Origin of the sequence: Streptomyces sp. S4.7, assembly GCF_010384365.1 — a bacterium.
Classification (GTDB): Bacteria; Actinomycetota; Actinomycetes; order Streptomycetales; family Streptomycetaceae; genus Streptomyces.
The window spans coordinates 3,703,341-3,717,944 of sequence record NZ_CP048397.1; the positions used below are offsets into that span (position 1 = coordinate 3,703,341).

Here is a 14,604-nt window from a genome sequence, read left to right on the forward strand (position 1 = left end):
ACAGGCGCCGCTCCCGCGATCTCACGGCGGCGGCTGCTCGGTACGGCCGGGGCCGCCGGCGCCGCCGGGCTCGTCGCGGGGGCGGCCGGCGGGAGCGCCACGTACGCCGCCACCCGCGCGGACGAGCCGACCGCGCTCAGCACGGTCGGCTCGGCGACCGCGGCCTTCCACGGCGCCCACCAGGCCGGTATCACCTCCCCCATGCAGGCGCGCGGCCATCTGGTCGCCCTCGACCTCGCGCCGGGCGCCGGACGCAAGGAGGCCGCCGCGCTGCTGCGCCGCTGGTCGCAGACCGCGCGGCGGCTCATGGCGGGCGAACCGGCCGGGGAGCGCGACACGGGCGTCGCGCTGGACGCGGGACCCTCCGCGCTGACGGTCACCTTCGGCTTCGGCCGGACCTTCTTCGACCGTACGAAGCTGACCGCCCGGCGTCCGACGGCGCTGGACCCGCTGCCGGCCTTCTCCTCCGACCAGCTCGACGCCCGCCGCAGCGACGGCGATCTGTGGGTACAGGTCGGCTCGGACGACGCGCTCGTCGCGTTCCACGCGTTGCGCGCCCTTCTCAAGGAGGCGGGCGACGCGGCGCACGTGCGGTGGCAGATGAACGGCTTCAACCGCTCGCCCGGCGCCACCGCCCGCCCGATGACCGCCCGCAATCTGATGGGCCAGATCGACGGCACCGGCAACCCCAGGCCCGATGAGCCCGACTTCGACCGGCGGATCTTCGTGCCCGCGAAGCCGCCGGCGGGCACACCGGAGTGGATGGCGGGCGGCTCGTACGCCGTCGTACGCCGGATCCGGATGCTGCTCGACGACTGGGAGGCCCTGTCGGTCGACCGCCAGGAACTGGTCATCGGCCGCCGCAAGTCCGACGGCGCCCCGCTCACCGGCGGTGAGGAGACGACCGAACCCGACCTCGACAGGAGGGGCCCGGACGGCAGACTCGTCATCCCGGACAACGCGCACGCCCGGATCTCGGCGCCGGAGCAGAACGGCGGCGCCGCGATGCTGCGCCGTCCCTTCTCCTTCCACGACGGGATCGCGGCGGACGGCGCCCCCGACGCGGGCCTGTTGTTCATCTGCTGGCAGGCCGATCCGCTGAGGGGTTTCGTGCCGGTGCAGCGCAAGCTCGACCGCGGGGACGCGCTGTCGGCGTTCGTCCGGCACGAGGCGAGCGGCCTGTACGCGGTGCCGGGCGGGGCGCGGGAGGGCGAGTACGTGGGCCAGCGGCTGCTGGAGTCCTGAGCCGGAATCCGCGGCAGGAGTCCTCGGCGGCGGTCCCCGGCCGTCCGCGGGCGTCCGCCGGTCGGACTAAAGTGACCACATGTCGGCCACGCGCTACACATACCTCGGCCCCGAGGGCACCTTCACCGAAGCCGCCCTCCGCACCCTTCCGGAAGCCGCCACGCGGGAGCTCGTCCCGATGGTCTCGGTGCCCGCGGCCCTCGATGCCGTACGGCACGGGGACGCCGCGGCAGCCCTCGTACCGATCGAGAACTCGGTGGAGGGCGGCGTCACCGCGACCCTCGACGAACTCGCTTCGGGCGAGCCCCTGATGATCTACCGCGAGGTGGTGCTGCCCATCGCCTTCGCGCTGCTCGTCAGGCCGGGGACGGCGCTGTCGGACATCAAGACGGTGACCGGTCATCCGGTGGCGCAGCCGCAGGTGCGCAACTGGCTGCGGACCCATCTCCCGAACGCGCTGTGGGAGTCGGCCGCCTCGAACGCGGACGGCGCGCGGCTGGTCCAGGAGGGCCGGTTCGACGCCGCCTTCGCGGGTGAGTTCGCCGCGGCGACGTACGGGCTGGAGGCGCTGGTCACCGAGATCCACGACGCCGAGAACGCGGAGACGCGCTTCGTGCTGGTGGGCAGGCCCGCGCGCCCGTCCGCGCCGACCGGCGCGGACAAGACGTCGGTCGTCGTCTGGCTCGGCGACGACCATCCGGGCGCGCTGCTCGAACTGCTCCAGGAGTTCGCCGTGCGCGGGGTCAACCTGATGCTCATCCAGTCGCGGCCGACGGGCGCGGGCATCGGTAACTACTGCTTCGCCGTGGACGCCGAGGGCCACATCGCGGACCGCCGCGTGGGCGAGGCGCTGATGGGGCTGAAGCGGATCAGCCCGAAGGTGCGGTTCCTGGGGTCGTACCCGAGGGCGGGGGTGGCTCCGGAGGACGTACGGCGACTTCGGGCGGGGACGTCGGACGCGGAGTTCATGGACGCGGCCGACTGGCTGGCCCGCAGCCAGGACGGCCGGATCTGAGCCGCCGGGGGCAGCGGGCGGCCCGCTGCCCCCAAAGTTATCCACAGGCTGATCGGTTCTCCTGGGGACAAGTCGACAGTGCCGTCCTGGCGTGGTCGACAAATCGGCTCAGTCACCACACTTCCGCCCACAGGGCCTCAGGTGGCCCGTGTCACCCCAATTCCATTGATCAACTCGTTAGAGGGATCAAGTCCCACCCGAAGGAGGGTGTGAAGCGGGTTCAAGGGGGGAATTCTCCCGCCCCCACTTGGGCTTTCACCGCGACCTCGCTCTCGATCCACAGATCCCTCACACAGTCTGTGGATAACTTTCCGAACCGGTGGGGCCCTGTGGACAACGTCGACCCAAGTACCGTGCGCCGCAAGAGAAATGGGTCAACGGGCCACCCGTCGACGCCCCTTTCCGGGGAATTGGCCGCCCATTATTGACGGGGAAGCCCCTTCCTTTTCACTCTTTCCTCACCCTCGCCAATTGCGGCAATTCAGACAAAGTGCCACACGCTGAAATATGGGGTGGGGTGGCGGAAGCGCGCACCGGTAGCCTGGTGGGGTGATTGACCTTCGCCTGCTCCGAGACGACCCCGACCGTGTCCGCGCCTCGCAGCGCGCCCGTGGAGAGGACGTCGCCGTCGTCGACGCCCTGCTCTCCGCCGACGAGCGGCGCAGGGCCTCCGGCGTCCGCTTCGACGAGCTGCGTTCCGAGCAGAAGACGCTCGGCAAGCTGGTGCCCAAGGCCACGGGCGACGAGAAGACGGAGCTGCTGGCGCGCACGCGGGAGCTCTCCGCCGCCGTCAAGGCCGCCGACGTGGCGCAGCACGAGGCCGACGAGGAGGCCAGGCGGCTGCTCCTGCGGCTCGGCAACATCGTGCACCCGGACGTGCCCGTGGGCGGCGAGGAGGACTTCGTCGTCCTCGAAACGGTCGGCACTCCCCGCGACTTCGGCGCCGAGGGCTTCGAGCCCAAGGACCACCTGGAGCTCGGTGAGGCGCTCGGCGCCATCGACATGGAGCGCGGCGCGAAGGTCTCCGGATCGCGCTTCTACTACCTGACGGGCATCGGCGCCCTGCTCGAACTCGCCCTGGTGAACGCGGCGATCGCGCAGGCGACCGAGGCGGGCTTCGTCCCGATGCTGACTCCCGCGCTGGTGCGCCCGCGCGCGATGGAGGGCACGGGCTTCCTCGGCCAGGCGGCCGAGAACGTGTACCACCTGGAGAAGGACGACTACTACCTGGTCGGTACGTCGGAGGTGCCCCTCGCCGCCTACCACATGGACGAGATCATCGAGGCCGACAAGCTGCCCCTGCGGTACGCGGGATTCTCCCCGTGCTTCCGCCGCGAGGCGGGCACCTACGGCAAGGACACCCGTGGCATCTTCCGGGTGCACCAGTTCGACAAGGTCGAGATGTTCTCGTACGTCGACCCGGCGGACGCCGAGGCCGAGCACGCGCGGCTGCTGGAGTGGGAGAAGCAGTGGCTGACCGGCCTCGGGCTGCCCTTCCAGGTGATCGACGTGGCCACGGGCGACCTGGGGGCCTCGGCCTCGCGCAAGTTCGACTGCGAGGCGTGGATCCCGACGCAGGGCAAGTACCGCGAGCTGACGTCCGCCTCCAACTGTGACGGTTTCCAGGCGCGCCGGCTCTCCGTACGGATGCGGGTGTCGCAGGACGGCAAGCAGCAGGTGAAGCCGCTCGCGACGCTGAACGGCACGCTCTGCGCCGTACCGCGCACGATCGTGGCGCTGCTGGAGAACCACCAGCGGGCCGACGGTTCGGTGTGGGTGCCCGAGGTGCTCCGTCCGTATCTGGGCGGGCGCGAGACGCTGGAGCCGATCGCCAAGTGAGCTCCGCCGCCTCAGCCGCCTCAGCCTTCCCGTACAGACTCGTCGCGACCGACCTCGACGGCACGCTGCTGGGCGAGGACCACGCGGTCTCCGCGCGTACGCGTGAGGCGCTCGCCGCCGCCACGGCGGCGGGCGCCGCGCACATCATCGTCACGGGGCGGGCCGTGCCGTGGACGCGGAGCATCCTCGACGATCTCGGGTACGAGGGGTTGGCGGTCTGCGGCCAGGGCGCGCAGGTTTACCACGCGGGCGAGCACAGACTGCTGACGTCGGTGACGCTGGACCGGCAGGTGGCCGTCCTGGCGGTGTCGAAGATCGAGGCGGAGGTCGGCCCGCTGGCGCTCGCCGCGAGCCGTGACGGGCTGGACGGTGACGTCCTGATCGGTCCCGGCTACCGGGTCCAGGAGGGCCCGCTGCCCGCGCTGTTCCTCGACGATCCCGCCGAGATGTGGACGGCGCCGATCAACAAGGTCTACATCCAGCATCCGGAGCTGAGCGACGACGAGCTGGCGAAGGTCGCGCAGGAGACGGTCGGCGGTCTGGTCGCCGTGGTGATGGCGGGGCCGGGTGTCGTGGAGATCCTGCCGCTGGGTCTGAGCAAGGCGACGGGGCTCTCGCTCGCCGCGCGGCGGCTCGGTGTGACGGCGGCCGACACGATCGCGTTCGGCGACATGCCCAACGACATCCCGATGTTCGGCTGGGCGCGGCACGGTGTGGCCATGGCCAACGCGCACGAGCGGCTGAAGGCCGTGGCGGACGAGATCACCGCGTCGAACGACGAGGACGGGATCGCCGTGGTGCTGGAGAGGCTGCTTCAGCCGCGCTGACGGGCGCGCGTGCCGCCGGCGTCGGGGCGTGCTCACGGGAGTGGGGAGGGGGCGGTCCACGCGCGGACGCGCGCTCGAAGCGACCGCCCCCCTGGGCGGGTCACCGTCGGCTGCACGGAGCGGAAGTGGTTACTCCGGTGCCGGGCCGGGACTGCCCTGTCGGGAACCCGACGGACTCGGACTACCGGTCATCGCCGCGCTCCTCTCCCGGTTCAGTGGTACCTGACATCACCACTGTCCCCCCGTGAGGGGGTTGAGCGCCAGTGAATTACTTCGGGCTACTTCGCCGCTTTTTTCGACGGTACGACCTTGATGTTGAAGGTGTACGTCCCGAGGGCGCCCGCGATGCCGATGAACAGCAGCGCGAAGTGCTCCTGCCCGCGCGCCGTCTCGATGCCGCCCAGGTCCAGCCGGGAGCCGGCGGGCCAGCCCAGGTCCCCCAGCAGCGCGCCGACCTCGGCCTTCGCACCGGCGTCGTCGCCGGACAGGAAAACCGTGCTCTCGCCGCTCAGCCCGCCCGGATCGACCATCGCGGCGGAGTCCATCGTGGCGAGCGTCTTGACGACCCTGGTCTCCGGGAGCGCCCGCTGAAGCTGCTCGCCGATGCTGGAGTTGGGGTGGGCCAGCGCCATGTCGTCGGTGAGGCCCACCGCGATGTCGAGGAGGATTCTCCCGGCGAGTCGCTCCCGCAGCTCACCGAGCAGTTCCAGGGACACGGTGCCGGGGGTGGCGTTGACGACGATCCCGCCGTGCTCCACCGCCTCGGCCAACCCGGTCACCGGCAGGCCGAGTTCTCTGTCCGCGGCGGCCTTGGGGTCGCGTGAACCGAGCACGACGTCGTGGCCCGCGGCGGCCGCTCCGGCGGCCACCGCGCGGGCGACAAATCCTGTTCCGAGAAATCCGATTCGCATGGCTGTGACGCTAGGTGCGACTTCCCGGCAGGTCATCGGGCGCTGGGACCAGAACGGGCTCCCGCGCGACGGCTTGAGTCCTAGGCGTATCCGTACGACGACCTAGGTCCGAGGTTCCTGGGCGGAGCGGGAAGCGGCGTACGGAGGCGGCCCCCGCCCGGATCGGGCGGGGGCCGCCTCCGTAGGCAGAGACACTGTCGGGACGGGCCGGCCTCACTCGTCGCCGGCGAGCGTCAGCGTGCGCAGCTTCTGCCCCGCGTACCAGGTCGCGACGATCGTCACGCCGGCCAGCAGCACGACGGCGAGCGGCAGTCCGACGTCCGAGGTGATCATGCCGTCTCCGCCGGTCTTCTCGGCGACCGCCAGGGACCACTGCTGGACGCTGAGGGTGCGCGCGCCGGCGATCAGGCTGCCGAAGAGCGTCTCCCACACCAGGGCGTAGACGAGACCGATGACGACCGCGTGGCGGCTGACGGTGCCGAGCAGCAGGAACAGCGCGCTGTAGGCGATGGAGGCGACCAGCGCGGCGATGGTGTAGGACACCGCGATCTGCTGGCCGTTGCCGTTGAGGATGTATCCGGCGATGAAGGTGGGGATCGCGGAGAACGCCATGGTCACGGAGATCGCGACGATCAGCTTGGTGAAGATGATCGTCGGCCGTTTCACCGGCTTGGCCAGCAGGTAGACGATCGATCCGTCGTCGATCTCGGGGCCGATGGCGCCCGTTCCGGCGATCACGCCGATCAGCGGGATCATCGTGGCGAGGGCGAAGCCGCCCAGGACGTCCGAGGCGATCTGGTCGTCCACGCCGTTGAAGGTCCGCACGGCCACGGAGATGAGGATCAGCAGGGCCGGCAGGATGAACAGGACGGCGGCCCGGCGCCGGCCGAGCAGGGCCCGGTAGGTGAGCCGGGCGACTGTGGGGTGGTACATGGACGTCACAGCTCCTATCAAGGCCGCTCAGGCCGCTACGAGGTACGAGAAGACCGATTCGAGGGACTCGTCGGACGGCGAGACGGTGAGCAGCCGGATGGAGTGCTCACGGGCGACTCTCGGCAGCAGCTCGGTGAAGCGCCCGAAGTCGACGGCCTGGATGCGCAGCGCGCCCTCGGTGACGTCGACCTCGATGCCGGCCGTGGACGGGTCGGCGATCAGCGCGGCGGCCAGGGTGCGGTCGTCGCTGGACCGTACGAGGTAGCGGTGCGGCCGGTCGGTCATCAGCCGGCGGATCTTGCGGAAGTCGCCGGACGCGGCGTGCCGGCCGGCGACGATCACCTCGATGTGCGCGGCGAGCTGCTCGACCTCCTCAAGGATGTGCGAGGAGAACAGGACGGTGCGGCCGGAGTCGCCCATCCGCCGCAGCAGGTCCATCAGTTGCATGCGCTGGCGGGGGTCCATGCCGTTGAAGGGCTCGTCGAGGAGAAGCACCGACGGGTCGTGGACGAGCGCGGACGCCATCTTCACGCGCTGCCGCATGCCCTTGCTGTACGTCCCGATCTTGCGGTCCTGGGCGTACTCCATCTCGACGGTGGCGAGCGCCTTCCCGGCCTCCTTCTTACCGAGGCCGTGCAGTTCGGCGTTGGCGACGACGAAGTCGAGCCCGGTGAGGAAGTCGTACATCCCTTCCCGCTCGGGGACGATGCCGATCTGCCGGTAGACGGACTCGTTGCGCCAGATCTGGTCGCCGTCGAGGGTGACGCTTCCGTTGGAGGGTGACAGGAACCCGGCCATCATGTTGATGAGCGTGGACTTGCCCGCGCCGTTCGGTCCGAGCAGTCCGGTGACGCCGGGGCCGACGGTCATCGTCACGTCGTTGACGGCGACCACGTTGCCGAACCAGCGCGACGCGTGCTCGATGTTGATGGTGGTCACAGCCCGACCTTCCGGTAACGGCGCATGAGGACGGCGTACGAGCCGAGGACGAGCGCGAGAACGACCAGCAGATAGATGACGCCGGCACCGGCCGAGGGACCGGCCTCACCGGGGAACGACGAGGTGGCTCCGAGGAACGCGGTCTGTACGCCGTCGATGAGCGTGATGGGCGAGAAGAGGCCGATCCACTGGACGGCGCTGTCCGAACCGGTCCCGAAGGCGATCGCCTGCACGGTGGAGACGGCGCCGTAGGTGATGGTCAGCGTGGCGATCACGGCGGCGACGCCGAAACCGCGGCGCGGGGTGAGGGCGGCCATCACCAGGCCGAGTCCGCCGAAGAGCAGTGCGAGCAGGGCCACGGAGACGAGTCCCTGGCCGAAGCCCTTGGTCTGGTCGACGAAGTCCATCTTGGCGAGCAGCGAGCCGATGTAGAGGATCAGGAGCGGCGCGGCGGTCAGGACGAAGAGGGCGGAGGCCATGGCGCCGTACTTGGCGACGACGTAGTCGACGCGCTCGATGGGGCGCGAGAAGTACAGCGGCACCGTCTTGAACCGCAGGTCGCGGGAGACGGACTGGGGGGCCTGGGCGGCCAGGAAGAGCGCGATGACGGCCTGGAGGAAGATCGCGTACTGCGTGTAGGGCACCGGCAGGGACTTGAGGTCCGTGGCGACGGCTACGGCGACCATGATCGCCGCGGGCAGGCACATCACGGCGAACAGGATCATCGGCAGGATCTTGGACTTGCCGGAGCGGCCGAGGCCGTAGGAGCCGCGCAGGGACTGGGAGAACAGGGATCGGCGGGCGTAGGCGCGGCCCAGCCGAGGGCCGTCGTAGTTGCGGTAGCCGATGTTGTGGATCTGGGTGAGGTCAGTGCTCATCGCTGCCGCCTCCCTTCTGAAGTGCGAGTTCCGCGGTGCCCGTGCCCGCCGGTGCGGCCGGCGCGTCGGCGGCCGCCGACGCGGCGTCCTTCGCGCGGAAGACCTCGGCGATGTGGTGGCGGCGCTGTTCCATCCGTACGAGGCCGAGGCCGAGTTCGGCGACGGTGTCGCGTACGACGTCGTACGTCTCCTCGCCCGTGGCCTCGATCAGCAGGATGTGGCCGGCGCCCGGCAGCCCGTCCTCCTCGCCCACGTGGAGCGAGAGTCCGGCCGCGGTGAGGGCCTCGCGCAGGGCGCGGGTGCCGTCGTGGTGGGTGTCGGTGTCGGTGACCTCCACGGCGAGCGTCGCCGTGTTCTGTGTGAAGTCACTCGTGGAGCTGGAGCGCAGCAGCTTCCCGCCGTCGATGACGACGACGTGGTCACAGGTGCGTTCGAGCTCGCCGAGGAGGTGCGAGGTCACGAGGACGGAGATGCCGAAGTCCGTGTACACGCGGCGGATCAGATTGAGCATCTCGTCGCGGCCGACGGGGTCGAGACCGTTCGTCGGCTCGTCGAGGAGGACGAGTTTGGGGTCGTGGACCAGCGCCTGCGCGAGCTTGACGCGCTGCTTCATGCCGGTCGAGTAGCCACCGATGGGGCGGTACCTCTCCTCGTACAGGCCGACGTGACGCAGCGTGTCCGCGGTGCGTTCACGGGCGGCGGTCGGGGGGAGTCCGGACATGCGCGCCATGTGGACGACGAGTTCGGTCGCCGACACGTCGGGCGGCAGGCAGTCGTGCTCGGGCATGTATCCGACGCTCTCGCGGATGGCGGCGCCGCTGGTGGCGACGTCGAAACCGAGCACGGCGGCCCGGCCTTCCGTGGCGGGGGACAGACCCAGCAGGATCTTGATCATGGTGGACTTGCCGGCTCCGTTGGCACCCACCAGACCGGTCACACCCGGTCCGATGTCCAAGGAGAGCCGGTCAAGCGCGGTTACCCGGGGGAACCGCTTACTCAGGCCTTCGGTAGCGATCACAGTCACGTGTCTGACGGTAGTGGCGCACACCACAGCGGACGTCAGCCCTGACGGTTGTCTCGGGGTCCGTCTTGAGGTGTACAGACCCGTAAGGGCAGCGTCAAAAGTCAGTCCGAAGGTTCGGGGTCGGCCGGAAATGGGCTGGAACCGGGCCGGAATTGGCGGGGATCGACCCTGATCGGGGAGTTGTCCACAGGCCGAAAGGACCCCCTTGACGCAGCCGTCGGACATTGTCACATTCATCAGTGTCAAGTTACGAATGCGTACCGCACACGGCACACGGCACAGAGGGGTGGCATGGCTTCGGCGGTGAGGGGCGAACAGACCGCGGAGCTGCGCGGATTCAGATCGGTGCAGCGGCTGGCCTACGAGTGCGCCAAAGCCGTTGCCGCGCGCCTGCGGCCCGGTGTCACGGAGCGCGAGGCGGCCCGGATGCAGCGCGAGTGGCTGCGGGCGCGCGGGGTGCGCGACTGGTTCCATCTGCCCTTCGCCTGGTTCGGGGACCGCACGGCCTTCAAGGGGTTCCGGATCCCGCTCCAGTTCTTCCCCACCGATCGCAGGCTGACGGAGGGCATGCCGTTCATCCTCGACCTGGCGCCGGTCCACCGGGGTTACACCGCCGATGTCGGCTACTCGGGCCGTCTCGGCCCCGGCCCCGACCCGCTGCACGACAAGCTGCTCGCCGATCTGCGGGCCCACCGCGACCTGCTGCTGCGCGAGGTGCGCGAGCGGCGTCCGCTGCGGGAGATATACGAGGACGTGGACAGGCTGATGGTGCGGCAGGGATATGAGAACAGACACCGGGCCTACCCCTTCGGGGTGATCGCCCACAAGGTCGACCGCGTGAAGGACCGGCGCTGGTCACCGCGTGTTCTCGGTTTCGGTACGCAGTCGCTCAAGGGCCTGGCGAGCGACGCGCTGCACGGGCACCGGGACGGCTGGTCGCCCCTGTGGAGTCCATACAGATTCTCCGACCACCCGCCGAGACCCGGGCTGTGGGCGGTCGAGCCGCACCTCGGATTCCGGGGCACGGGCGCCAAGTTCGAGGAGATCCTGGTGGTCACCGACTCAGGGGACCCGGCTCAGAGCGCGTTCTGGCTGGATGACGATCTGCCGCATGTGCGGCGTTGGGCGGAGGGTGCGTGATGTCGCTTCAGTCAGGTCCGTGGCCGGCCGGTGCGCGTGAGCGCAGGGTCCGCACGGGCGGGATCGATCTGTGCGTGGCCGAGCTGGGTGACCCGGCGCGGCCGACGGTCCTGCTCGTGCACGGCTATCCGGACAGCAAGGAGGTCTGGTCCCGGGTCGCCGCCCGGCTCGCCGGACGGTTCCACGTGGTGCTGTACGACGTGCGGGGGCACGGCGGTTCGACGGCGCCGAAGCCGCTGCGCGGCGGCTTCACCCTGGAGAAGCTGACGGACGACTTCCTGGCGGTGGCCGACGCGGTGAGCCCGCGCCGCCCGGTGCATCTGGTGGGGCACGACTGGGGCTCGGTGCAGGGCTGGGAGTTCGTGACCGTACGGCGCACGTCGGGCCGCATCGCCTCCTTCACCTCCATGTCGGGTCCCTCGCTCGACCACTTCGGGCACTGGATCAAACGGCGGATGACCCGGCCCACCCCGCGCGCGGTGGGCCAGCTCCTCGGCCAGGGCGCCAAGTCCTGGTACGTGTACATGCTGCACACCCCGGTGCTGCCCGAGCTCGCCTGGCGCGGGCCGCTCGGAAGGCAGTGGCCGAGGATCCTCGAGCGGTTCGAGAAGCTGCCGTCGGGGCGTCGGCCCGCGAAGCGGGGAAGCGGCGCACGCGGGAAATCGGCGGGCACGGAACGCATCGAGGCCTATCCGACCGCATCGCTGCCGGACGACGCCGCGCACGGCGCCTGGCTCTACCGGGACAACATCCGAGCCCGGCTGAGCCGGCCCCGCGCCGACGCGCACGCGCACGCGCCGGTCCAGCTGATCACCCCGACCGGCGACGCCTTCCTCTCCGAGCGGCTCTACGACGACCTGGAGCGGTGGGTGCCCCAGCTGGTGCGCCGTACGCTCCCCGCCAAGCACTGGGTGCCGCGTACGCGACCGGATCAACTGGCTTCCTGGATCTCCGAGTTCGTCATGGCCCACGAGCCCGACCCGGAGCCGGTGAGCGATGCCGACATCGTGACGGCGATCGAAACGGCCGGCAAGGCGCGCCGGGAGAGCCGGGCCCGCCGGGTGCGGGACCTGGTGCCGAGCGGCCCCTACGGGGAGCGGTTCGGCGGACAGCTCGTCCTGGTGACCGGCGCCGCGAGCGGCATCGGGCGGGCCACCGCGTTCGCGTTCGCCGAGTCGGGCGCCCGGATCGTCGCCGTGGACCGGGACGCCGAAGGGGTCGCCAGGACCGCCGAGATGGCCCGGCTGATCGGCGCACCGCGGGCGTGGGCCGAGACGGTCGACGTGGGCGACGAGCAGGCGATGGAGAAGCTGGCCGAGAAGGTCGCCTCCGAGTGCGGCACGGTGGACGTCCTGGTGAACAACGCGGGGATCGGGCTCTCGGGACCGTTCCTGGACACCACGAGCGAGGACTGGAAGAAGGTCCTGGACGTCAATCTCTGGGGCGTCATCCACGGCTGCCGGATATTCGGCGGACAGATGGCGGCCCGCGGCCAGGGCGGGCACATCGTCAACACCGCGTCGGCGGCGGCCTATCAGCCCTCGCGGACCCTGCCCGCCTACAGCACGTCCAAGGCGGCGGTGCTGATGCTCAGCGAATGCCTGCGCGCCGAGCTGGCCGGCCAGGGCATCGGCGTCACCGCCGTCTGCCCCGGCTTCGTGAACACCAACATCGCGGCCACCGCGCGGTTCACGGGAGTCTCCGCGGAGGAGGAGAAACGGCGCCGGAGGAGAACGTCCCGGCTGTACGGGCTGCGCAACTACCCGCCGGAGAAGGTCGCCGACGCCGTCCTGCGGGCAGTCGTCCGTAACGAGGCCGTCGTACCGGTCACTCCGGAGGCCCGGGGAGCCCGGCTGCTGTCCCGCTTCGCGCCCAGGACGCTGCGCGCGATAGCCCGTCTGGAGCCACCGCTGTGAACGCGTCGGCGAACGGCCGGGAACCGCGCGAGGACCCCCGGAGGGAGGATCATGCGATCGCTCCGCGCCGGGTGTCGTTCGACTGGCGGGAGACCCCGCTGCACTGGATACCGGACGAGCCCACCGCCACCCATGTCATCAACGTCCTGCATCTGCTGCTCCCCGCGGGCGAGCGCTGGTTCGTCAAGGTCTTCAAGGAAGCCCTGCCGCTGGTCGACGACCCGGTCCTGCTGGGGGACGTCAAGGGCTTCATGGGCCAGGAGTCGACGCACAGCGTGCAGCACGCTTATGTGCTCAGCCACCTCGCGGAGCAGCGGCTGGACACCACGCCGTACACCCGGCACGTCGACTACCTCTTCGAGATCCTCCTCGGCGAGAGGCCACCCTTCGGGGTGCCGTGGCCCCAGCGGGAGTGGCTGCGGTTCCGGCTGGCGATCGTCGCCGCGATAGAGCAGTTCACGGCGGTGCTGGGGGACTGGGTGCTGCGCGCGGACGCGCTGGACCGGGCGGGGGCCGACGAGGTCATGCTCGACCTGCTGCGCTGGCACGGCGCCGAGGAGGTCGAACACCGGTCGGTGGCCTTCGACATGTACCAGCACTGCGGCGGCCCCGATCCGGTCCGCTACGCCCGCAGGCTGGAGACGATGGCCGTCACCGCGCCGGTGATGCTCTGGCTCTGGGGCCGGGGAGCGGCGTATCTGATCCGGCACGATCCGCAGCTCGCGGGCGGGCCCCGCTACTCGCTGCGCGAGCACAACCGGGCCGTGGCCAAGGGCCTGTTGCCCACCTGGCGGGAGCTGGGCTCGGCGGTGCCCCGGTACTTCCGGCGGTCGTACCACCCCTCGCAGGAGGGCTCGCTCCGCAGGGCCGCCGACTATCTCGCGACCTCGCCCGCGGCCGGGGCCGTCGGCCGCGCCGCCCTGAGGTAGGGCGTGCCGGGGACCCCGGCGGGTGGCCGGTACCGGATCGAGGCCTTGGCGCACGCGAGCGGCGCCACGGTCCGGACCATCCGCGCCTACCAGGACCGGGGGCTGCTGCCGACCCCCGAGCGGCGGGGCAGGGCCAATGTGTACGGGGACCGGCATCTGGCCCGGCTGCGGCAGATCGCGGACATGCTCGACCGGGGCTACACGCTGGCCTCCATCAAGGAGTTGCTGGAGGCGTGGGACACCGGGCGCGGTCTCGGCGGGGTGCTCGGCCTGGTCGCCGAGGTGCACGGGCCCTGGACGGACGAGCACGCCGTCCGGATCACCCGCGCGGAGCTGGACGAGCGGTTCGGCGGCTCTCCCGACGACGCGGCGCTCGCCGAGGCGGTGGAGCTGGGGGTGCTGGAGCGGATCCCCGGGCGCGACGACGAGTTCCTCGTACCGAGCCCTCAAGAGCTGTCGGTGGCAGCCGAGTTGTACGCGGCCGGGGTGCCGCTGACCGCGATCTCCGCCCATCTGCGGGAACTTCGCGGCCAGGTCGAGCACATCGCCGCGCGCTTCCTGGAGTTCACGACCGAGCACGTCTTCGCGCGGTATCTGGGGCATCACCCGCCGACGGACGCGGACGCGGCGGAGGCGGCCTCGCTCGTACGGCGGCTGCGACCGCTGGCACGGCAGACCGTGGACGCCGAACTGGCCCGCGCCATGCGGCTGTTCGCGACGCGCCATCTCCAGCAGCATCTGATGGACGGGGAACCGGGACCGGCGGGTGCGCGGACCCGTTCCGTACGGCTGCCGGCCACCACGATCGACGCCGTACAGGCGCTGGTTGGCGAGGAGAACACCTCGGCGTTCATCGCTGCGGCGGCCGAACGGGAGCTGGGGGCGAGGACGTTGGACGCCCTGACCACAACCCACAGACAGAGCACTCAACTTGACCAAATAGGTTAATCCGTCCAGCAGTTGTCCACAGACTCGTCAAATAGCCTGTGGATAAGTCGAGTTGACTGT

13 protein-coding genes are annotated in these 14,604 nt (G+C 70.6%); 8 read left to right on the top strand and 5 right to left on the bottom strand.

Annotated elements, in window-relative coordinates; genetic code table 11:
- Positions 1–18 precede the first annotated feature (18 nt).
- The 4 genes from efeB to SSPS47_RS16415 all read left to right on the top strand — a co-directional run bounded on the left by efeB (position 19) and on the right by SSPS47_RS16415 (position 4,926).
- Positions 19–1,245, top strand: coding sequence for an iron uptake transporter deferrochelatase/peroxidase subunit (efeB, locus tag SSPS47_RS16400; protein ID WP_239065278.1), 1,227 nt, complete (start codon positions 19–21; stop codon positions 1,243–1,245).
- 79 nt (positions 1,246–1,324) lie between these two features.
- Positions 1,325–2,260 carry a prephenate dehydratase gene (gene pheA, locus SSPS47_RS16405; RefSeq protein ID WP_147873094.1) on the top strand — a complete coding sequence of 312 codons (936 nt, stop codon included), beginning with the start codon at positions 1,325–1,327 and terminating at the stop codon, positions 2,258–2,260.
- Positions 2,261–2,809: 549 nt separating this feature from the next.
- Positions 2,810–4,099, top strand: coding sequence for a serine--tRNA ligase (gene serS / locus SSPS47_RS16410; protein WP_164251756.1), 1,290 nt, complete (start codon positions 2,810–2,812; stop codon positions 4,097–4,099).
- A complete protein-coding gene (locus tag SSPS47_RS16415; RefSeq protein WP_164251757.1) occupies positions 4,096–4,926 on the top strand; it encodes an HAD-IIB family hydrolase in 831 nt (276 codons plus the stop codon). Before serS ends, SSPS47_RS16415 begins: the two co-directional genes overlap by 4 nt.
- 278 nt (positions 4,927–5,204) lie before the next feature.
- On the opposite strand, the gene SSPS47_RS16420 is transcribed toward SSPS47_RS16415, so the two are convergent.
- The 5 genes from SSPS47_RS16420 to SSPS47_RS16440 form a co-directional block, all read right to left on the bottom strand.
- Positions 5,205–5,837 (bottom strand): NAD(P)-binding domain-containing protein, encoded by a 633-nt coding sequence (locus SSPS47_RS16420; protein ID WP_164251758.1) that lies wholly within the window; start codon positions 5,835–5,837, stop codon positions 5,205–5,207.
- A gap of 213 nt (positions 5,838–6,050) precedes the next feature.
- The gene (locus SSPS47_RS16425; protein ID WP_147873098.1) at positions 6,051–6,770 is read right to left on the bottom strand and encodes an ABC transporter permease subunit; all 720 of its coding nucleotides are present in this window, start codon (positions 6,768–6,770) and stop codon (positions 6,051–6,053) included.
- Positions 6,771–6,797: 27 nt separating this feature from the next.
- Positions 6,798–7,709 carry an ABC transporter ATP-binding protein gene (locus SSPS47_RS16430; protein WP_164251759.1) on the bottom strand — a complete coding sequence of 304 codons (912 nt, stop codon included), beginning with the start codon at positions 7,707–7,709 and terminating at the stop codon, positions 6,798–6,800.
- Positions 7,706–8,587 (bottom strand): ABC transporter permease, encoded by an 882-nt coding sequence (locus SSPS47_RS16435; RefSeq protein ID WP_164251760.1) that lies wholly within the window; start codon positions 8,585–8,587, stop codon positions 7,706–7,708. Before SSPS47_RS16435 ends, SSPS47_RS16430 begins: the two co-directional genes overlap by 4 nt.
- On the bottom strand, positions 8,577–9,638 hold the full coding sequence (locus SSPS47_RS16440; RefSeq protein ID WP_203557859.1) for an ABC transporter ATP-binding protein: 1,062 nt from the start codon (positions 9,636–9,638) through the stop codon (positions 8,577–8,579). Before SSPS47_RS16440 ends, SSPS47_RS16435 begins: the two co-directional genes overlap by 11 nt.
- 264 nt (positions 9,639–9,902) lie before the next feature.
- On the opposite strand from SSPS47_RS16440, the gene SSPS47_RS16445 reads away from it, so the two are divergent.
- From SSPS47_RS16445 to SSPS47_RS16460, 4 genes are read left to right on the top strand one after another with little or no spacing between them, the layout of a single operon-like run.
- On the top strand, positions 9,903–10,751 hold the full coding sequence (locus SSPS47_RS16445) for a M24 family metallopeptidase (RefSeq protein ID WP_164251761.1): 849 nt from the start codon (positions 9,903–9,905) through the stop codon (positions 10,749–10,751).
- Positions 10,751–12,667, top strand: coding sequence for an SDR family oxidoreductase (locus SSPS47_RS16450; protein ID WP_164251762.1), 1,917 nt, complete (start codon positions 10,751–10,753; stop codon positions 12,665–12,667). The genes SSPS47_RS16445 and SSPS47_RS16450 overlap by 1 nt, the downstream gene beginning before the upstream one ends.
- Positions 12,668–12,723: 56 nt before the next feature.
- Positions 12,724–13,596: a metal-dependent hydrolase gene (locus SSPS47_RS16455; RefSeq protein ID WP_164254615.1), complete on the top strand. Its 873-nt coding sequence runs from the start codon at positions 12,724–12,726 to the stop codon at positions 13,594–13,596.
- 3 nt (positions 13,597–13,599) lie between these two features.
- Positions 13,600–14,544 carry a MerR family transcriptional regulator gene (locus SSPS47_RS16460; RefSeq protein ID WP_164251763.1) on the top strand — a complete coding sequence of 315 codons (945 nt, stop codon included), beginning with the start codon at positions 13,600–13,602 and terminating at the stop codon, positions 14,542–14,544.
- The last annotated feature ends 60 nt before the right edge of the window (positions 14,545–14,604 follow it).